Below are 18,298 nucleotides of genomic sequence, written 5' to 3'. Positions count from 1 at the left end.
GGCCGACGCCCCTCTGCCGGCGTATGCCGCCTCCCCCGGGGCGAGCCTGACTCGGGATGCGGGGCTCCTGAGGGGTATCCACGGGCGGCGCGGACGGCGTATAGTCTGACAACGTTGTCACCTCGGGGCTGCCTCGGTCGCCGCCGTGGTGGCGGCGAGGGCCGCTCCGGCGGCGGCGGTCGGGCGTGCGCGGGATGCGTGCCGGCCGCAGGGACCCGTGGGCGGGGCCGATGTCAGGCGGCTCCGCCCACGCTTTTCGCCCGCGTCGCGGGCGGGTGGCGGGGGTTGGTGGCGGAGTGCGCCGCCGAGGCGTGCGCGGAGGTCCGCGGGTTCGGGGGTTCGCCAGTTCGCCGGGAATCCGGCGGACGGAGTGCCGGGGCCCGGGCTCGGAGCGCCGAGGGGCGGCTCAGCGTGTCGTGAGGCGGGCGATCGTCCCGATCTCCAGAGCGGTCCACAGCGCGCCGTCGGGCCCTTGCACGATGCCGTGTGGTTCCGACCCCGGGCCCGGGAGGTCGTGCTCGTCGATCCGGCCGTCGGGCGTGATCCGGCCGACGCGGTCGGCTCCCCACTCGGTGAACCAGCAGGCTCCGTCGGTGCCGGCCGTGATGGCGTGCGGGCGTGCCGCGGGGTCGGGCAGGGCGAACTCGTCGATCGTCCCGTCCGGCGTGATCCGCCCGATCCGGCCGGCGCCGATCTCGGTGAACCAGCAGGCTCCGTCGGCGCCGGCCGTGATGCCGACCGGAGCGCCGCCCGGGGTGGGCAGCGGGTGCACGGTGACGTCGCCGCCGCGTCCGAGGGCGCCGATCGCGTTCGCCTGGTTCATCGTGAACCACAGCCGGTCGTCCGGGCCGGCGGCGATGGCTGACGGGAAGGCGCCCGCGAGCGGGAGGGGGAACTCCGTGATCTGCCCGGCGGGGGTGATGCGGCCGATCCGGTCGGCTCCGGCCTCGGTGAACCACGGCGCGTCGTCGGGGCCGGCGGTGATGCCGTAGGGGCCGCAGTCCGGCGTCGGGGGCCGGAACGACGTGCGGTCGCCGGTCGTGGTGATGCGGCCGATCCGGTGGCCGCGGAACTCGGTGAACCACAGCGCGCCGTCGGGCCCCGCCGTGATGACCGACGGCCCGCCGGAGGCCGGTTCGAGCGGGTGGACGGTGAGGGTGCCGTCGGTGGCGATGCGGCCGATCCCTCCCCGGTGGACCAGCGTGAACCACAGTGCTCCGTCCGGTCCGGCGGTGATGCCGTAGGGTCCGGCGGCCCGGTCGGGGACGGGGAACTCGGTGATCGCGACGGACGGAGGACTCGGCATCGGCGGGTTCCTTGATCGGTGGACGGCGAACCGTCGGCGGGGGTGGTGCGCGGCCGGGTGGGACTGCGGATGCTGGGGCCTGTCCGGCGGATCGTGCCGGGCGCCGTGAGCCCGGAGGGATCCACCGGACAGGCCCTAGTCGCGCCCGGTCAGGGAGGCGATGCACGTGGTGAGCAGGCGCCGCATCTGGTCCTGTTCGCCGGTGTCCAGGTCGGCCAGCATGGCCTGCTCGACGCGGCGCACGGCGGCGCTGGCCGTTTCGAGTTGGCGGCGCCCGTCGGCGGTGAGTTCGGTGGGCAGGGCCCTGCCCACCGGCGCCCGTGCCGCGCGGGTGACGAGCCCCTGCTGTTCGAGGGCCTTCAGGAGCACGTTCATCGACTGCCGGGTGACGAAGGTGCCTCGGGCGAGCTCGGAGTTCGACAGCCCGGGGCGCTGGGACAGCAGTTCCAGGCACGAGTAGTGCGTGATCGTCATGCCGAGCGGGCTCAGCACCGCCTCCAGGGCGGAGTGCAGGGCGCTGGAGGCCGCTTTCAGCATGTACCCCAGCGAAGTGTCCAGCTCGATCCCGGGCTCGCCTTGACTCATGTCAGCAGTCTGACATACGTTGGGTATGTCAGAAGACTGACATCTATGAGGAGGTAAGGATCATGGCCGTCACCGGACCCGACTTCGTTTCCCTACAGGTGCGCGACCTGGAGCGCTCCGCCGCGTTCTACGAGCGGTACCTGGGGCTGAAGCGCTCCGACGCGGGGCCGCCGCACGCCGTCGTGTTCGACACCAAGCCGGTCGCGTTCGCCGTCCGCGACGTGGTCGCGGGCGTCGACCTGGACGCGCTGGCGCAGCCGGGCCAGGGGATGGCGCTGTGGCTGCACGCCCCCGACGCGCAGGACATCCACGACGCGCTCGCCGCCGCCGGCACGACGATCGTCGCGGCGCCCGTGGACGGGCCGTTCGGCCGCACCTTCACGTTCGCGGACCCCGACGGATACCAGGTGACCCTCCACGACCGCGGCTGAGCCGGGCGCACGCCGCGGTGCTGACGCTCTGTCCGTGCGGCGGGTCCCCTGAGCGCCGTCTTCGGTGACCGACCTGAACCGATCACGGTGGGCCCCGCCCGCGTCGGCATGCGCGGTCACCGACCGGTGGAAGACCGACCCACCGTGGTCTGCGCGTCGGCCGTCGCGATTACGGCGTCGGCCAGTTCCGCGGTGGACCGTTCGCCGCCCGCTTCGACGCGATCCATGCGCAGCCCGTCGAGGGCATCGATCATGAGGGCCTGATAGCGCTGCGTGCGGGCCAGGAACTTGTCCATCAGAACCCGTTCCTCCTCGCTGGCCGTTTGGTAGCGACCCGCCGCGTGGACGCGGGCGCGCACCACGGAGTCGTCGGCGGTGAGCCAGACGGCGGCGGTCTGCGGGACCCGCAGTCCCGCGACCCGAACGGGCCAGAGTGCCGATCCCTCCAGCACCAGCCCCCGAGCGCCGCGGTCCTCGGCCGCACGGGTCGTGACCAACTCCTCGATGCGGGGCCACAGTCGTTCGTAGTGGTCGAGGACGGACGCGATCAGTTCGTCCACCGTGAGCGATGCGTAGTGCTCGGCGACGTGTGCGGGCACCTCCCAGTCCGGGGTCCTCCAGGGCCGCCCGGGGTGCCGGGCCAGGCCGTCGGTGCTCAGGCACGTGAACCCGAGCCTCTCCGCCACCACTTGGGCGACGGTCGACTTTCCGACGTTCGACGTGCCCCCGATCAATACCACTCGTACGTCACACACGCCCACCACCGTACTGATTCCACGGCGATGCCCGTGGTCGACGGAGCCCGGGGACACGGAATGCCGTTGCGGGAACCCGGGGCGAGGTCGGTCAGGTGGTGGGCCTCTGCGCGTCGAAGAGGGCGGGGGCGACGACGCGGGCCCTTTCGTAGAGGTGGCGGGCGGTCGCGTTCTTGGTGTGGGGGCGGAGGGACCGGGCCATTTCCCTGAGGTGCTCGTCCACCCGTCCGGACTGGATCGACGGATAGTCGTCGAGGACCTCGTTCCAGGTGGCGCACGCTGCGTCCAGGTGCCCGAGGGCCAGTTGCCGCTTGGCCAGCATCGAGGTGAACCGCATGCCGCTGCGGTGCGACTCGTTCGCGGGCTCGCGTAGGCGGAAGTGGAGTTGCAGCGATTCGACACTGCCTGCCACGTCGCCGAGTGCGTACCTGACCTGTGCGGTGTGGTAGGCGAGCGTGGCGGGGCTGTATCCGCCGAAGGTCCGGGACTGACTCTCCGCCCGGCTCATCGACACCTCGGTCCTGCGGATGCTGTTGAGCGCGTTGTGGCGCTCGCCCGCCACGGCGTAGGAGTGGGCCTGTTGGCCGGACATGAAGGCGGCCATCCTCGGCCCCGCCGCGGGTGACGCCTCGCTCGCGGCTTCCGCCCACTTCACGGCTGTCGGGCCGTGCCCCAAGTCCACCGACTGGACGGACATGCCGCGCATGATGTGGCAGTAGGTCAGGTGGTCGTGGCTGGCACCGGCAAGCTTTAGGCCCCTGGTGTAGTACTGCTGGGCAGTGCCGTGCAGTCCCTCGTCCACGGCCATCCAGCCGGTCAGGTAACAGAGGAACGAAGCGGCGGACATCATGGCCCTGCGCACGTTCTCGGGTGCAGTCGCCTTCAGGTAGGGGGCGACGATGTTCACCAGGAACGCAGCGGCCATCGGGCGCGCGTACCGACCGCCGAACTCGTCGTCCAGGTCCGAAAGCCGCTCGGTCATGGCGACCACCGAATCGACGTCGGCCATTCCGATCCGCTGCGCCTGACCGGACCCCGTCGATTCCATCCGGCCCACCACGTCCTGCCAGCCGGGAACGGCGAGGGCTACGGAGAAGAGCGAGGCTCCGAGGATGTTGCGGCGTGAGGGATCCATGTCCTGCCTGCCCAGGTCGAGTAGACCCTCCACGGTACTGGCATCGCGGCTGTCGTGCGCAGAGGCGGGCGCGGACGCCGGCGCGGGGAAGCCCGCTTCCGCGTGGGTGACCGGGCGTTGGAGGCGGCGGGCCAGGGCCTCCAGAACGAGGGGGCGGGCAGCCTCCTTGGGCATGTGGCCGTCCAGCCACTGGTGCACGGAGGGTGGTTGGTAGCGCGTGGGCCTCCCGCGCTCCGTGGCGACCTTGTTGACCTCCTGGGCGAACTGCCGCAGCGTCCAACCCGTGGCGGCGTACAGCCGCTTGAGGCCGTCGTTCGGCTGCCGGTCGTCCATGTCCGTGCCTCACCCTGTGCTTAACGCTCTTAACTGTGCCCGCTTCGCCAACGATAGCGCTCTGCGTGACGGCCCGGTTGCCTAGAGCAAGTCGAACGGCACGGTGGAAGGGGAACAGGTATGGGCGACGGGGGCGGTACGAGCAGCAGGGGCGTCGTCGGTCGGACGTTTCTGTCGGCGCGGGAGTGGTACGCGCGGGAACTGGCCTCCCGGCGGCGGCAGTCGGGGTTGACGCTGGTGGAGCTCGCGAAGCTCTGCCTCTACGAGCAGTCGTACCTGCACCGGTTGGAGCGGGGGCAGCGGCTCGGGACGGTGGAGGCGGCCGCCGCGCTGGACCGGGTCTACGGCACCGGGGACCTGCTGGTGAGGTTGTGGCACCTGGCGAGGCGGGAGACGAAGGACCGGCTGCTGCCGGGGATCGAGCCGCTGGAGCGGGAGGCGGTGAGCATCCAGGAGTACGCGGTCGCCGCCGTTCCCGATCTGCTCCAGACCCGTGCCTACGCGCGGGAGCAATTGCAGACGGCGCACGTGGGGGAGGAGCGGTTGGCGGCGGAGGTCTCGGGCCGGATCGACCGGCAGGAGCGACTGACCGGTCGGGACCCGCTGCACTACCGGGCGTTGATCGACGAGGCCGTGCTGAGGCGCGGGGCGCGGGACCCGAAGACGTGGGCCGGGCAACTGGAGCACCTGGTCGAGGCGGCCCAACGGCCGGGCGTCTGCGTGCAGGTGGTGCCGTTCGGCAGCGGGCCGCACCCCATCCGCGCCTGCCTGGAACTGGTCTACTTCCGTGACGCGCCCACCGTGGCGTACACGCAGGGCAGTTGGAGCGGCCACCTGACCGAGGACCCGGAAGAGGTCGAACCGCTGCGCCTCGCGTACGACGTGCTGCGGGACACGGCCCTGACCCCGGCGGAGTCGCTGGCGTTCCTGCGGGCGCTGCGGGAGGAGCAGGCGGCGCCCGGCCCGTCGCAGGGCCCCGAGTCGTGAGCGGCACGCGGGTTCAGGCTTGAGGGCTTCACCGGTTTCCGCAACCCCGCCCACGCTGGTCGGGGTGCTGTCCTACCTGCTCAGTAGGCTCGGGGCATGAGCGTTTCCCTCTACTACTCCGCGCGCCGGGCGACGGCCCTCACGTCGGCCGAGGCCGTCGCGGTGGACCGCGTCGTCACCGACCACATGGCGTCCTTCCCGTACCCGGACGAGGAGAGCCTCTACCTGTACGAGATGGCGGCCGGCGAGTCGGACGCGATCGTCGCCGGGTCCACCAAGATGCCGCTCGATCCCGAGCACGTGTTTCCGGTGATCGGCCATGTGCTGGCGTCCGTCAGCGAGTTGCGCCGGGCCCTGCCGGGGGCGGAGTGGCGCGTGCACCTGGACGACTTCGACGTCCCGTGGCAGGAGGACGAGGGGTACTCCCTGCCCGGGTGCGCCGCGGACCTCCGGCAGGCCGAGCCTGACGGAGCCTGAGGCCGGCCCCCGGGGTCCCTCCGCCCCCCGGGCGCACGGTCACGGCTCCGGGGCCGCACGCCGGTCGGGCGCTGGAGGGCAGAAGTTCCACCAGTTGACGTCACGTCAGGTTGTCGCGCACCTGCGCGGGGGCCGCCGTCCGGACGCGGTCGACGGCGTGGGGCCGGACGCGCTGCGCATGGTGATGGGCGCGTTCCTCGGCTCTCCGCCGGCTTCCGTGACGCGCGGCGTCCGAGGCGGCGGGCGGCTCGGGAAGTGCTTCGGCGGGGGACGGGGAGCCGTGGGTGTCGGTCGGGCGTGCGAGGATCCGTGGGCATGATCTCCCCTCAGGAAGTGATCCGCCGCGCCGGCGACGACGGCGTGATGCCGCTCGTCACCCTGGACGAGTTCTTCGACGGCAACGAGGACGAGGAGTGCATCGCGCCGAACCAGTGGGGCTACGGGAGGCCGGTCCTCGCCGTACTGTTCGCGCGCCTTCGCGCCGTCGAGCAGCGGCCGGACGTCGCCTGGGTCCGCGTCCAACTGCACCCGGACACCGTGGATATGGGCGAACTCGCCGGTGAGGCCGTCGCCGTCTGCACCACGGCCGAGGAGCACGTCTGCGCCGCGTGGACCGAGGGGTTCGAGGCCAGCGGGGTGATCCCGCAACTGGTGGACACCTACCGCGACGTCCCGGAGGTGCCGCCGGGCGCGACGGTGTGGTCCGTGGTGTGGGACTGAGGGCCGTCCCCGGAAGAAGCCCGTGCGGGCGCGGGCCGGCCGCCCGAGGCGCCGTGCCCGGCCCCGCCCTCACCCCGCGTGGCGATGGTGGATGCGCGGGTCCCCGTCCTTCCTGCGGCTGACCTCCACCAGCCCCGGATAGTCGACGGCGACCCCGCGCAGCAGGGTGTGCACGGCCTGCTCCACCTCGTCGTCACTCGTCACGGCGTGACCGAACAACGCGCGGTAGTGGACGAGTGAGGCGAGCAGGTCGAGCAGCAGGTCGCGGTCGACGTCGTCGCGCAGGTCCCCGCGCGCGATGGCGCCGTCGAGCGCGTCGCCGACGGCGGCCCGCGGCGGGTCGAACAGCGCGGTCATGAAGGCATCCCGCCGCCGCGGATCGTCCCCGCAGTCGGCGAGCAGCGAGGCGAGCGCGTCGGGCGGCATGCGCCGGGCTCGGGCCGCTCGCCGCCGGGTACCTCGGCGCGGTGCTGGCCGCCGGCTGGACGCTCGGCTCGATCGCGTGCAGCGGCATGTCCCACCGCGGTGGAACGATCATCGGCGCGGGGCCGGTCTTCTCCCTGGCCGGTCCCGTGGGGCTGTTCCTCGCCGGTCCGGCGCACTCGGGCGCAGTGGCGGCCGTGGCCGCGGTGGGCGCCGCGCTGCTCCTGCTGGGGTGGGGGATCGGCATGGCATGGCCCCATCTGCTCACACTCGTCCTGCGGTTGACGCCGGAGGCGGACCAGGACCTCGCCGGATCCTCGGTCACCACGATCCAACTCGCCGCCACCGCGTTCGGGTCGGCGCTCGCCGGGACCATCGCCAATGCCATCGGCTTCTCCGGCGGTGAGGGTGCGGGCGGCCTGAGCGGTACCGCGCGCTGGATGTTCGGGCTGTTCGCGCTCGCTCCTCTGGCCGCGGTGGTGACCGCGCGACGGGTCGGCCGCTGATACGGGCGCCGTTGGGCCGGGCGCCGTTGGGCCGGGCGTCGTCGGGGCGCCGGCGGCCGTCCCTCCGCCCTCACGCCGGTCCGCCCTCACGCTGGTCCGCTCGTGCCGTAGTTCCACCCGTGCCGTTGTTCCACCCGCGCCGCCCCCCGGCGCCCGAAGCCGACCGGCCGGCCCGGCCGCCCGTTGTCTGTGAGCCCTCCGTGCGGCTCCTGTGCCCGCGGCCCGGGCCGCCGGACGTCCTCCGCGCCCCACCCGTCGCAGCCGTCACGAATTGAAGGGTTTCAATGCGAATCCCGTCGAGGAAGCTCCGTTCTGACGGACATTCAGGCTGCTCAGGGGATTGACGCCGACCGGGCGCCGCCATAGCGTCCAGCCTTGATTTAATCGATTCATCGAGGTCGGGCCGCAAGGGAGACAGGCAGTCATGGGCGTTGAGGAGCAGCCGGAGCGCGCGGCGCGACCGGAGCGGCAGGAGCAGCCGGAGCGCGCGGCGCGACCGGAGCGGCAGGAGCAGCCGGAGCGGGCGGGCGCGGACCGGCTCACACGGCGGAGGGTCCTCCAGGCCGGCGCGGCGACGGGCGCGATGACCGCCCTGTCCTGGGGCGCGGCGGCCGGAGCCGCACAGGCCAGCCCGTCGGCGAACGCGAACGCGCACGCCGTCGCGGCGACCGCGAAGCACTCGGGGGGCGCTTCGGCCGCGGCGGGCTGGCTGGCGGCCCCCGACCGCCCGCTCCAGCCGAAGTTCCGCTGGTGGTGGCCGGACGGCCTGGTCGAGACCGCCGAACTGCGCCGGGAGATCGACCAGATCGCCGACGCGGGCTTCGGCGGCGTCGAGATCTCCGCGGTGCACCACAGCGTGGACGACACCTCCGTGCTCGACACCGCCCACCACGGCTGGGGCAGCCCGTCGTGGATCGCCGGCATGGAAGCGGCGCTGGAGCAGGCCGACAAGCGCGGCCTGACCGTCGACATCACCATCGGCCCCGCCTGGCCCGCCGCCGTCCCCACCATCACCCCGGACAGCGAGGGCGCGCTCCAGGAACTCGCCCACGGCTTCGTGTCCGTGGCCGCGGGTGCGACGTACCAGGGCGCCGTGCCGGCCCCGCTGGCCGCCGCCGCGAGCACCGTCACCCGGCAGACCCTCGTGGCCGTGCAGGCCGTGCGGGTGGACACCGCCTACAGCACCACCAAGCTGACGGGTCTGGACGCCGGCTCGGTGACCGACCTGACCGGCCGCGTCACCGGGTCCCGCACGTGGAGGTCCACCGACGCCGGCGTCGGCGCGCAGATCTCCTGGACCGCGCCCGCCGACGGCACCTGGCTGCTGTTCGCGTACTGGCAGCGCGGCGTGGGCCAGACCCCGGAGGCCGGTCCGCACACGGTGCCCGCCGCCTACGTGGTCGACCACTTCAGCACCGTCGGAACCCGCGCGATCACCGACTTCTGGGAGTCGGACCTGCTGACCAAGCCGGTGCGCCGGCTCATCTCCAAAGCCGGCGGCGCCCTGTTCGAGGACTCCATCGAGCTGGAGAGCAAGTCGCTGCTGTGGACGCCGCAGGTCCTGGCGGAGTTCTCCCGGCGGCGCGGCTACGCGCTGCTGCCCTACCTGCCGACCCTGCTGGTCAGCGGCGGCAACCAGGCGTATTCCTTCGAGCCCCGGCTGACCCGCGAGATCCAGCACGACTACTGGCAGACCCTGTCCGACCTCTACAACGCGCAACACGCCACGGCCGTCAAGAAGTGGGCCAACGCGCTCGGCCTGAAGCTGCGCGCCCAGCCGTACGGCCTCCAGACCGACGCCACGTACACCTCCGCGATCCTCGACATCCCCGAGGGCGAGTCGCTGGGCTTCCACAACCTGGACGACTACCGCAGCATGACCGGCGGCCGGGACATGGCGGGCACCACCATCCTGTCCTGCGAGTCGGGCGCGTACACCGGCGGCGCCTACAACACCACCTGGCAGAAGTTCCTGCTCACCATGGGCGGCGCCTACGCCGCCGGGGTCAACCAGACGGTGATCCACGGCTTCTCCTACGCTGAGCTGCCCGGCGTCCAGTGGCCCGGCTACGCGGCCTTCACGCCGTACAAGGGGGCCGTCGGCTACGCCGAGGCGTGGGGGCCGCGGCAGCCCACCTGGCGCCACATCACCGACATGTCCGGCTACCTCTCGCGGATCCACAAGGTGCTCCAGACCGGGAAGCCGCGCATCGACGTGGCGGTCTTCCGGCAGACCGGCTACGTGGACACCGGCATCGGCACGTCCTGGTTCACCGCGACGGGCATCACCCTCGGCTGGAACCACTCCTTCATCAGCGAACCGCTGCTCAGCCTGCCCTCGGCCAAGGTCACCGGCGGCAAGCTGGCCGCGAACGGCCCGGCGTACCAGGCGATCTTCGTCGAGGGCGACCGCTTCTCCGGCATGGACATCACGCTGTCGGTCGCCACCGCCGAGAAGTTCCTCGCCTTCACCAAGGCGGGCCTGCCGATCATCCTGCTCGGTGACTGGTCCGCCCCGAGCATCCCCGGCGTCGACCCCGGCGGCCAGAACGCCCGGCTGGCCGCGGTCATGGCGCAGCTCCTGGCGCAGCCGCGGGTGCGGGTGCTCAGCGACCTCACGCAGATCCCCACCGCGCTCGACGACCTGGGCGTCACGCCGTACGTCTCGTACTCCACCGGCTCCACGCTGCTCAACGCCCACCGGTACGCGGGCGGCGTGGACTACTACTACTTCTGCAACGGCAAGCACGCCGAGACCGTCAAGCCGCCGGTCGCGGCGATCGACCACGACGTGACGCTGCCGCGGCAGCGCTCCGGCGACGTGCCCTACCTGCTGGACCTGTGGACCGGCGAGATCACCCGGATCGGCCGGTACACCGAGGGGAAGGACGGCTCGGTGACCTTCCGCGTCACCCTCCAGCCGGGCGAGACGATGGTGGTCGCGGTCGGGGCCCCCGGGCTGTTCGGCGACCGCAACGCCAAGGACGCGCACGCGGTCACCACCGACGCGCAGGAAGCGCTCTTCGTGGACGGGCGACTGGTGGTCCGCGCGACCGCCGACGGCAGGTACACCACCACGCTGTCCAAGGGCGGAACGACGCACAGCACGCTGAGCGGGATACCGCAGCCCACTACGCTGACGCGGTGGGAGCTCGACGTCGAGGACTGGCAGCCCGGAGCCACGGCCACCACGACCTCGGTCGTCCGCCACAGCCTCTCCCTCGACGCGCTGGCCGCCTGGCCCACCCTGCCGGACATCGCCGACGCCTCCGGGATCGGCACCTACCGCACGACCGTCCAGCTCGACGGCCCCTGGAGCGGCGGCTACGGCGCCTACCTCAGCCTGGGCACGGTGTACGACACCTGCCGGGTGACCGTCAACGGCCACCGGCTCGCCCCCGTCGACCACATCCACCCCGTGGTCGACCTCGGCGGGTACCTGCGGCGCGGCGCCAACACCATCGAGGTGGAGGTGGCGACCACGCTCGGCAACCGCCTGCGGGTGTCCGACCCGGCGGTGTACGGCACGATGGCGCCGCAGCCGTACGGGCTGATCGGGCCGGTGCAGTTCACGCCGTACGGGGAGGCGCCGCTGGTGTGAGACCCGCTCCCGGCCCCATGGGGGATGGGGCCGGGAGCGGCCGTGGTGCCGGGGGCGGGCCGGGCGGAGCGGCGGTTGCCGCCGGGGCGGGTCGGGGCGGGTCGGGGCGGGTCGGGGCGGTCCGGAGCCGGGCAAGGGGGCCGTCGTGCCGGGGCGGCGGGGAAAACCGCTGTTCGGGCGGGCGGTGGCGGTGGTAGACAGCCCGGGTGCACAGAGAGCTGGAGTTTCCCGACCTGTTGCGGCTGATCGAGGAGCGGGCGGACGCGTTCCGCGCCGTGGTGGCGGACGCGCCCCGGCTCGACGCGGAGGTGCCGACCTGCCCCGGGTGGACGCTGCTCGACCTGGTACGGCACGTGGGGGAGGGGCGCCGGACCTGGGGTGCCACCGTGGCCGCGGGGCCCGCGGACGCGCGCGCGGCCGGCCCCGCGCCAGCGGACTCGCCGACCGCGGAGTGGGAGCGCCCGGCGGTGGCGGCGTGGCTCGCCGCGTCCACCCGGCAACTCGTCGGCGCCCTGCGGGAGGCGGGCCCGGACCGCGGCTGCTGGACGTGGTGGGGGACGTCGCAGTCGCCCCGTACCGCCGGCGGAGTCGCCCGCCACCAGCTCCAGGAGATCGCGCTGCACACGTACGACGCCCGGATCGCGGTGGGCGCCCGGCCGTCGCTGCCGCGGGACGTCGCGCTCGACGGGGTGGAGGAGTTCCTGTTCACCTGCTGCGCGACGACGGTCGCGTGGCCGCACGACCCCGCCGTGGTCGACTTCCACGCGGCCGAGGGGCGTTCCTGGCGGTTGCGGCTCTCCGCGGAGGGCGCGCGGGCGGAACGCCTCCCCGTGGACCGCGCCGCCGCGCCGGACGCGACGGCTCCGGACGCCGCGGAATCGTATGCGGCCGCCCCCGACGCCGCGGACGTCGCTGCCCGGGGCACGGCGGCGGAGCTGGTCCTGACCTTCTACGGCCGCACCCCGCTGGACGCCCTCGCCCTCGACGGCGACCACGAGATCCTCGACCGCCTCGCCGAGTGGGAACCCGAATAGCCAGCCTGCTCGCCGAGCATCCCACCACGCTCGACGAACCACACTCCCATCACCTGGGCGGCTAGCTTCGCGAGCTGCGCTTCCGCCTCGGTGATGCTCACCGTGTTTCGTAAGACCAAGATGCGCGAGCAGGCCGAAGCGGACCGCGCGCACGCCGCTCAGGGGCTGTGCGAAGCCAAGCACCAGGCAGCCGCTGAACACGACCTCTACAGCCGCGACCCCAAGGAGAACCGATGAATCACAGCGAATGGAGGACCCGCCGCCACCGCCGGCTGCTCGGCGAACACCTCGACACCGACCCCGAGTACGACCGCGTCTACGAAGAAGCCAGTCTGGCCATGACGCTGGGCAAGGCCGTCTACGACCGGCGCAAGCACTCGGGCTGAGCGAGGCCGACCTGGCCGAGCGCCTCCACACCACCACCGATGAGATCGAAGGCATCGAGACTGCCACGGAACTGCCGTCCGTCGCCGTCATCATGCGTCTGGCCCGAGCCCTGGACCTCACCGTCGACATGCACCTCACCCCTGAGGATGAGCCCACCGTCACCATCGTCACCCCGGCCGCGTGAACGCGGGAGGAGCCGTACACGACGCCTCCACAGCGCTCGCCCGCGAGCTGGGCAGACTCGTCCACGACCGGCGCACCGAACTGGGTTTGTCCCAGGCCGAACTGGCTGAGCGGTGCGGGATGAAACAGCCACAGGTCTCCCGCTTCGAGGCCGGCGGAACGGTACCTACCCTTCCGATGCTGCGCCGTCTGGCCCGTGCCCTTGGAGCCGACTTGAGCATCGGCCTCACTCCGCGCGACGAGGCTGCCTGACGTGGTCTCGAACTGCCAAAATCCCCCGAGCGGTCTGTACCGTCGACGGCGGTGGTGACGGCGGTTCCCGACCGGCTCGGCCGACGGAGGTGCGGGACCCGGTAGGGGTTGCCGTGCTGGGGGCGGTGGGCGCGGGGGCAGTGGCGTACGAGGACAGGGCCGATGCGGGCTCCACTGAGGAGCGGGACAGGCCACGGCGAGGTGGGCGTGCGGTGCGCCCGCTTCCGGGGCCGCCGACACCACCACGACCTACGGCTACGGCGCATCGGCCGGCTCTCCGAACGGCACCCAGCCGCACACCCTCACCAGTTCGACCACGACGACGCCGACCAGCACCACCACGGACAGCTACACCTACGATGCCGCAGGCAACACGCTCACCCGCGACCTGAACGGCACCACGGAGGACCTCACCTGGAACGACCAGGGGCAGCTCGACTCCGAGCAGGCAGCCGACGGCACCGGTGAGAGCTACCTCTACGACCCCGACGGCAACCGCATCCTCTCCAGGGACGCCGACGGCACCGCCCTCTACCTCGGCGACACCGAGGTCCACCTGGACAACGGCACCACCAGCACCAGCGCGACCCGCTACTACGCGTGGCTCGGCCAGAACATCGCGGTCCGCGGCTCCGACGGCTCCCTCAAGTGGGTACTGACCGACGCGCACAACACCGCCACCACCCAGATCGACGCCACCACACAAGCCGTCACCTACCGCCGCAGTGACCCGTTCGGCAATGTACGGGGCAGCGCGCCCGCCAAATGGACCGGCGACCACGGTTTCGTCGGCGGCATCGAGAGCGACATCACCGGCCTCACCCATCTCGGAGCCCGCGACTACGATCCCACCACCGGTCGATTCGTCTCGCTGGACCCCGTCCTCGAATTGACCGACCCGCAGCAGGTCAACGGCTACTCCTACGCGGCGGGCAACCCCGTCACCGGCGCCGACCCGGACGGCCTGATGAACGACTCGTCACATGTGGGCGGCTCGGGAATCGTGTGCGACGGCTACTGCCAGGCGGACGAGGACCTGTCCAGCTACTGCGGTGCGTACAAGAGCGCCGGCTCCAGTTGCGACCACGGAAGCCCGACACCCCAGGCGGTCCTCAGCGGCAAGCGGCAGAAGACCTCCGGGCTGAGCAAGTGGCTCGACATGTTCACCGGCAGCGCCGGTAAGTCCGTCATGGGTGGGATCAAGGACTTTTTCGACGGTAAAGCCGAAAAAAGCGCCTTCGACACCTTTAACGACATGGTGGCCTGCGCAGACGGGGTTCACTGTGAAGCGGCCGTGAAGGACACGAAGGACTCACTGGCCAGCCTGAAAGACGCCTACAAGCAGGCGCGGGACGGCCACTCGGCCCAGGTGCTGGGAACCCTGGTCGGAGCCCTGCTGCTCGCCTGGGTGACGGACAAGGTGATGCCGGATCTCGGCATCGGCAAGAAGGCCCCCGGCGGCTGCAGTTTCAGCCCGGACACCCAAGTCCTCATGGGCGGCGGGAAGACCGAACCCATCGGGAAGATCAAGCCCGGCGAGCAGGTCGAGGCGGCGGATCCCGACACGGGCAAGCACAAGAAGGCCGAAAAGGTCACCGCCACCTGGATCAACCACGACGACGACCTCGTCGACCTGACGATCGACACCGGCAAGGGCCGCGCCAGTGTCCTGCACACCACCTCGCAACATCCGTTCTGGGACGACACCGTCCGCAAGTGGTTGCCCGCGGCCGAACTCACCCCCGGCCACGCCCTCGAAACGGCCACCGACACCCACGTCCGCCTCGCCGGCAAGGCCGCCCACCCCGGCACCGTCGACATGTACAACCTCACCGTCAACGAACTCCACACGTACTATGTGCTGGCCGGGACCACCCCGGTTTTGGTTCACAATACTGATGGCGGTATTTGCGATCTCAACGATGGCTATTTGTACCGTGGACTCGCTAAGGGGCACCATGAATATGACGCCGCTGCGGAAGGCCGTGCGGTGCCCCGTGGAACCAGCACGGACATCGATGCCCACTCAGATGGGAATGCGACTGATACCATCTACACTTCTTGGTCGGACGACCCCGAAGTTGCCCAGTTCGGCGCTGAGAATTTGGGGGACGACTATGTTGGGGAAGGTGTGATGCTACGCGTCAGGGTGGAAGGCATAGATCCGTCAAGAGTCATTCAGATCCACGGGACTCAGTATGAGAGGTTCTTTGAAGACGAACATCTCATCTCTGGCGAAGTCCTAGCCGACGATATAAGTACCGACTTCGGGGAGACCTGGTCGCCCGTCAGAAGGCAATGAGATGAACGAAGTTTCCGCGAGTGAACTGATCGCCGCATTCGATTCCGGCTCCGAAGCCGACATTCAGGCCAAGAACGCATTGATTTCTGGAGCGCCTTTCGAGATCTGGCTCGAGCCCCTTCCGGCGTCGAGGCTTCGGGGTGTCCTTCGTGGGAGGGTGAGAAGCCTGCAGCGGCGTGGTAAGCCGATTGTCGGGGTTGATGAATGCCTTGCGAGTCTTGCCGAAAAGGGCGAGCAGGGACTTCTTGTGGCCTACGTGGATGATCGCGAACGAGCCGGATACCTATTTCCCCTCTACCTGGATCCACAACCGCTCAAAGTGGTTGGGTGCCTGGGGTTTGGCTCCTCCTCCGAAGGCGACCCCAACCCAGGCCCCGGTTAACACCCCGTGGAGGGGAAGCGCACCGCGGCCCACCGGGATCTGGTTTCCGGTGGGCCGCTGTGGTGTCTGACGGCAGTAGTTGACGGCAACGTCAGCGGACGAGTGCTTCACAAAACGGTGGCGCGTCGCCGTCGTCGGGTCGAGTGGTCGGCTGGGCGGGCTCGCGGAGGGCGTTGCCGAGGAGATCGATGGCGTCGCGTTGGAGGCGGAGTCGGACGTGGGCATACACCGTCGCGGTCACGCCGATGTGGGCGTGGCCGAGGAGTTCCTTGATGACGACGAATTCGACGCCTTGCTCTAGGAGGAGCGTCGCCGCCGAGTGCCGGAGGTCGTGGAACCGGATGCGGCGGAGCCTTGCCCGGCGGAGCAAGGCGTCGAAGTGCCGGGTGAGGGTGGCTCCCTCGATTGGGCTGCCGTCGGGCCGGGTGAAGACGTAGCCGCTGGCCTTCCAGCCGACGCCCGCCGTGTGGCGTTCCTGGACCTGCCGGTCGCGGTGCTGTTCGAGGGAGCGCAGGCACTCGGTGGGCAGGGCGATGCGCCTCTCCGAGCTCTGGGTCTTGGTGGGCAGGGCGGTCAGGCCGGCGCTGTTGGTGCGTTGGAGGGTGCGGCGGATGCTGGCGGTTCCGCTGGCCAGGTCGAGGTCCTCCCAGCGCAGGCCGAGGAGTTCGCCCTTGCGGAGCCCGGTGTGCAGGGCGAGTTCGAACAACGCGCTCAACCGGTGCCCGTCGGTCGCGGTCAGGAGCGCGCGGGCTTCCTCAGCGGTGAGGGGTTCGAAGCGGCGGGGTCGGGGTGTGCCCATGCGGACGTTTCGAGCGACGTTGCGGGGGATCTCCTCTTCGCGGACGGCGTGCTCCAGGGCGGATTTGAGGACGGAGTGGATGTAGGCGAGCGTCAGCGGCGACAGCCGCTTGTGGCAGCATGTCCCCGCCGCGCAGCACTGGGGCTGGTCACGCGCGCAATCGAGGCCGCGTGCGCAGCACTGGCAGGTGGTGCGGAGCTGGTCGAGCCAGGTGCGGACTTCCTTGGCGGTGAGCTTGGCTAGCTTCTTCCGGCCCAGGCCGGGGATGACGTAGAGGCGGACGACGGCGGTGTAGCGGGTGTGGGTGTTCTCGCGGAGCCGGTGGACGGCGACGCTCTCCAGCCAGTAGGTGAGAAAGGCCGCGACACTGCCCTGGGCGGTGGCGGCGGGAATGCCGCGGTTGCTGGTGGCGATCTTCTCGGTCAGCTGGGCCAGCGCGTCCTTCCGCGTGGTGGAGTAGACGTGGATGCGCTTGCGGGTGTCGCCTGCGGCGAGGACGTATCCGGCGGCCTCCCAGCGGCCGTCCTTGCGCTGGTAGACCGTGCCGTCGCCGCACTCGCCAGGTGAAATTCGACGGGTTTGATGAAGAGAACGGGATCTTGATTGACCGCAAGTATGCTGTTGCCACAGTAGCTAAGACCTAGAGGACTTTGATTAATCAGTCCATGGCCCTAGAGCAGAATGGCTACACGGGCTATGGGAGGTGGCGAACCAGCGAGCCTATAGTCGCGCGACCAGGATGTTCGCGCGACTGGGGATCAATAATATCGATGTTCGGGTGGTGAAGCCATGATCGATCGCGTGATTGTTAAGGCACTCGTTAATCTGGTCGTCTCGATCGACCTAAGCGACGAAGAAGCAGTCGACGCGGATTTCGCCTCAACGGCCTTCGAGGACGTGATGGCCACGCTTGAAGAATTGCCTGATACGGATCGGGAAGTCGTTGTCAGTATTGTTCGCTCGTTGGCCGCAGACGAACGTTCACCTGAGCGGAGGCAGGCGTTGATGATTTTCCCTGAGGACTTCGGCTTGGTCGACGAAGAAGAGTGAGAAGTTGATTGGAAGGGCTCCGCCGGATGCGTCTCCGCTGGGGCCGCTGGAGGGTTGACGGCAGCGCTGACGGCAACGGCGGTGGACGGAGGAGCCCCGTACCGTGGTGGCGGTGCGGGGCTCCTTGCTGCTCGGGTTGTTGGGGTTACTGGGCGGTCGTTGCGGCGAGGGGTGGATTGTCATCGCCGCCGTTGAGTGCCTGGCCGAGGGCTCCGATGGCTTGGTGTGGAGGCGGAATCGGACGTGGGCGTAGACCTCGACGGTGACGGCGACGTGTGCGTGGCCGAGGAGTTCCTTGATGATGACGACTTCGACGTCCTGTTCGAGGAGCAGGCGGCGCAGGTGTGGCGCAGGTCGTCAAAACGGGTGCGGCGGAGTCCGGCGTGGCCGAGGAGGGTGCGGAAGTGCTGGGTGACGCTGCCGGGGTCGAGTGGGCAGCCGGTGGGTGTGGTGAAGACCAGGTTCCGTCCGTGTCAACTAAGTTTTCGACGGCGGCTGAGTATCAGGGGTAGGCAGCCATGGCATTTGAGTGTGGCGCCCTCGGGCGTTCGGGTGGCAAGACTGCTCTGGAGTGCTTGCGTCACCTTTTGGAATATTTGCTGGCTGAAGATTCCGACGTCTCCGCTGGTCCGATCAGGGAGGGACAGGGC

18 protein-coding genes and 4 pseudogenes are annotated in these 18,298 nt (G+C 70.6%); 15 read left to right on the top strand and 7 right to left on the bottom strand.

Features of this window, described 5'->3' with window-relative positions:
- Positions 1-406: 406 nt before the first annotated feature.
- Positions 407-1,306, bottom strand: a complete 900-nt coding sequence (locus tag RVR_RS02605) for a Vgb family protein (RefSeq protein ID WP_202232228.1) — start codon at positions 1,304-1,306, stop codon at positions 407-409.
- A gap of 135 nt (positions 1,307-1,441) precedes the next feature.
- On the bottom strand, positions 1,442-1,891 hold the full coding sequence (locus tag RVR_RS02600) for a MarR family winged helix-turn-helix transcriptional regulator (protein WP_202232227.1): 450 nt from the start codon (positions 1,889-1,891) through the stop codon (positions 1,442-1,444).
- Between the two features lie 62 nt (positions 1,892-1,953).
- Here RVR_RS02600 and RVR_RS02595 point away from each other — a divergent pair, with 62 nt between their 5' ends.
- Entirely contained in the window at positions 1,954-2,322 is a 369-nt protein-coding gene (locus tag RVR_RS02595; RefSeq protein ID WP_202232226.1) for a VOC family protein, read from the top strand.
- Between the two features lie 116 nt (positions 2,323-2,438).
- On the opposite strand, the gene RVR_RS02590 is transcribed toward RVR_RS02595, so the two are convergent.
- Both RVR_RS02590 and RVR_RS02585 read right to left on the bottom strand, forming a co-directional pair.
- Positions 2,439-3,077, bottom strand: coding sequence for a nucleoside/nucleotide kinase family protein (locus RVR_RS02590; protein WP_237404525.1), 639 nt, complete (start codon positions 3,075-3,077; stop codon positions 2,439-2,441).
- Between the two features lie 91 nt (positions 3,078-3,168).
- The gene (locus RVR_RS02585; protein WP_202232225.1) at positions 3,169-4,545 is read right to left on the bottom strand and encodes an NsdA family TPR-like regulatory protein; all 1,377 of its coding nucleotides are present in this window, start codon (positions 4,543-4,545) and stop codon (positions 3,169-3,171) included.
- A 120-nt stretch (positions 4,546-4,665) separates the two neighbouring features.
- Here RVR_RS02585 and RVR_RS02580 point away from each other — a divergent pair, with 120 nt between their 5' ends.
- The 3 genes from RVR_RS02580 (at position 4,666) to RVR_RS02570 (ending at position 6,729) form a co-directional block, all read left to right on the top strand.
- The gene (locus tag RVR_RS02580; RefSeq protein ID WP_202232224.1) at positions 4,666-5,532 is read left to right on the top strand and encodes a helix-turn-helix domain-containing protein; all 867 of its coding nucleotides are present in this window, start codon (positions 4,666-4,668) and stop codon (positions 5,530-5,532) included.
- A 96-nt stretch (positions 5,533-5,628) separates the two neighbouring features.
- A complete protein-coding gene (locus tag RVR_RS02575; RefSeq protein WP_202232223.1) occupies positions 5,629-6,009 on the top strand; it encodes a hypothetical protein in 381 nt (126 codons plus the stop codon).
- A 315-nt stretch (positions 6,010-6,324) separates the two neighbouring features.
- Positions 6,325-6,729 carry a hypothetical protein gene (locus tag RVR_RS02570; protein ID WP_202232222.1) on the top strand — a complete coding sequence of 135 codons (405 nt, stop codon included), beginning with the start codon at positions 6,325-6,327 and terminating at the stop codon, positions 6,727-6,729.
- Between the two features lie 69 nt (positions 6,730-6,798).
- Here RVR_RS02570 and RVR_RS02565 read toward each other — a convergent pair.
- A pseudogene (locus tag RVR_RS02565) lies at positions 6,799-7,167 on the bottom strand (TetR-like C-terminal domain-containing protein); the annotation flags it as partial.
- A gap of 29 nt (positions 7,168-7,196) precedes the next feature.
- Between RVR_RS02565 and RVR_RS02560 the strand changes: the two are divergent.
- The 10 genes and pseudogenes from RVR_RS02560 (at position 7,197) to RVR_RS02525 (ending at position 15,799) form a co-directional block, all read left to right on the top strand.
- Entirely contained in the window at positions 7,197-7,658 is a 462-nt protein-coding gene (locus tag RVR_RS02560) for a hypothetical protein (protein WP_202232220.1), read from the top strand.
- Positions 7,659-8,082: 424 nt separating this feature from the next.
- Positions 8,083-11,259, top strand: coding sequence for a glycosyl hydrolase (locus tag RVR_RS02555; RefSeq protein WP_237404524.1), 3,177 nt, complete (start codon positions 8,083-8,085; stop codon positions 11,257-11,259).
- Positions 11,260-11,465: 206 nt separating this feature from the next.
- Positions 11,466-12,293: a maleylpyruvate isomerase family mycothiol-dependent enzyme gene (locus RVR_RS02550; RefSeq protein ID WP_202232219.1), complete on the top strand. Its 828-nt coding sequence runs from the start codon at positions 11,466-11,468 to the stop codon at positions 12,291-12,293.
- 102 nt (positions 12,294-12,395) lie between these two features.
- Positions 12,396-12,530 (top strand): hypothetical protein, encoded by a 135-nt coding sequence (locus tag RVR_RS38840; RefSeq protein WP_346731434.1) that lies wholly within the window; start codon positions 12,396-12,398, stop codon positions 12,528-12,530.
- On the top strand, positions 12,527-12,679 hold the full coding sequence (locus RVR_RS37285; RefSeq protein ID WP_346731513.1) for a hypothetical protein: 153 nt from the start codon (positions 12,527-12,529) through the stop codon (positions 12,677-12,679). Before RVR_RS38840 ends, RVR_RS37285 begins: the two co-directional genes overlap by 4 nt.
- A pseudogene (locus tag RVR_RS38835) lies at positions 12,676-12,747 on the top strand (XRE family transcriptional regulator); the annotation flags it as partial. The gene RVR_RS37285 and the pseudogene RVR_RS38835, both read left to right, overlap by 4 nt.
- A gap of 113 nt (positions 12,748-12,860) precedes the next feature.
- A complete protein-coding gene (locus RVR_RS02535; RefSeq protein ID WP_202232218.1) occupies positions 12,861-13,115 on the top strand; it encodes a helix-turn-helix domain-containing protein in 255 nt (84 codons plus the stop codon).
- Between the two features lie 334 nt (positions 13,116-13,449).
- Positions 13,450-14,070: pseudogene (locus tag RVR_RS39285) on the top strand (RHS repeat-associated core domain-containing protein); the annotation flags it as partial.
- A 12-nt stretch (positions 14,071-14,082) separates the two neighbouring features.
- Positions 14,083-15,417, top strand: a complete 1,335-nt coding sequence (locus tag RVR_RS02530) for a polymorphic toxin-type HINT domain-containing protein (protein ID WP_488165671.1) — start codon at positions 14,083-14,085, stop codon at positions 15,415-15,417.
- A 1-nt stretch (position 15,418) separates the two neighbouring features.
- Entirely contained in the window at positions 15,419-15,799 is a 381-nt protein-coding gene (locus tag RVR_RS02525; RefSeq protein WP_202232216.1) for a hypothetical protein, read from the top strand.
- Between the two features lie 91 nt (positions 15,800-15,890).
- On the opposite strand, the gene RVR_RS02520 is transcribed toward RVR_RS02525, so the two are convergent.
- Positions 15,891-17,168, bottom strand: coding sequence for a tyrosine-type recombinase/integrase (locus tag RVR_RS02520; RefSeq protein WP_202238335.1), 1,278 nt, complete (start codon positions 17,166-17,168; stop codon positions 15,891-15,893).
- Between the two features lie 219 nt (positions 17,169-17,387).
- Between RVR_RS02520 and RVR_RS02515 the strand changes: the two genes are divergently transcribed.
- A complete protein-coding gene (locus RVR_RS02515; protein ID WP_202232215.1) occupies positions 17,388-17,648 on the top strand; it encodes a hypothetical protein in 261 nt (86 codons plus the stop codon).
- A 145-nt stretch (positions 17,649-17,793) separates the two neighbouring features.
- Here the strand turns inward: RVR_RS02515 and RVR_RS37280 are convergent.
- Positions 17,794-18,109, bottom strand: a pseudogene (locus RVR_RS37280) (tyrosine-type recombinase/integrase); the annotation flags it as partial.
- Positions 18,110-18,298 lie beyond the last annotated feature (189 nt).

Source organism: Streptomyces sp. SN-593 (genome assembly GCF_016756395.1).
Lineage (GTDB): Bacteria > Actinomycetota > Actinomycetes > Streptomycetales > Streptomycetaceae > Actinacidiphila > Actinacidiphila reveromycinica.
Note: the sequence above shows the minus strand (reverse complement) of the source record. Positions and strands in the feature narration are given on the sequence as shown.

What these genes read in the sequence shown, in the direction of transcription:
- RVR_RS02605 (WP_202232228.1), bottom strand. Translation starts at nt 1,306, where the DNA reads ATGCCGAGTCCTCCGTCCGTCGCGATCACCGAGTTCCCCGTCCCCGAC.
- RVR_RS02600 (WP_202232227.1), bottom strand. Translation starts at nt 1,891, where the DNA reads ATGAGTCAAGGCGAGCCCGGGATCGAGCTGGACACTTCGCTGGGGTAC.
- RVR_RS02595 (WP_202232226.1), top strand. Translation starts at nt 1,954, where the DNA reads ATGGCCGTCACCGGACCCGACTTCGTTTCCCTACAGGTGCGCGACCTG.
- RVR_RS02585 (WP_202232225.1), bottom strand. Translation starts at nt 4,545, where the DNA reads ATGGACGACCGGCAGCCGAACGACGGCCTCAAGCGGCTGTACGCCGCC.
- RVR_RS02580 (WP_202232224.1), top strand. Translation starts at nt 4,666, where the DNA reads ATGGGCGACGGGGGCGGTACGAGCAGCAGGGGCGTCGTCGGTCGGACG.
- RVR_RS02575 (WP_202232223.1), top strand. Translation starts at nt 5,629, where the DNA reads ATGAGCGTTTCCCTCTACTACTCCGCGCGCCGGGCGACGGCCCTCACG.
- RVR_RS02570 (WP_202232222.1), top strand. Translation starts at nt 6,325, where the DNA reads ATGATCTCCCCTCAGGAAGTGATCCGCCGCGCCGGCGACGACGGCGTG.
- RVR_RS02555 (WP_237404524.1), top strand. Translation starts at nt 8,083, where the DNA reads ATGGGCGTTGAGGAGCAGCCGGAGCGCGCGGCGCGACCGGAGCGGCAG.
- RVR_RS37285 (WP_346731513.1), top strand. Translation starts at nt 12,527, where the DNA reads ATGAATCACAGCGAATGGAGGACCCGCCGCCACCGCCGGCTGCTCGGC.
- RVR_RS02530 (WP_488165671.1), top strand. Translation starts at nt 14,083, where the DNA reads ATGAACGACTCGTCACATGTGGGCGGCTCGGGAATCGTGTGCGACGGC.
- RVR_RS02525 (WP_202232216.1), top strand. Translation starts at nt 15,419, where the DNA reads ATGAACGAAGTTTCCGCGAGTGAACTGATCGCCGCATTCGATTCCGGC.
- RVR_RS02515 (WP_202232215.1), top strand. Translation starts at nt 17,388, where the DNA reads ATGATCGATCGCGTGATTGTTAAGGCACTCGTTAATCTGGTCGTCTCG.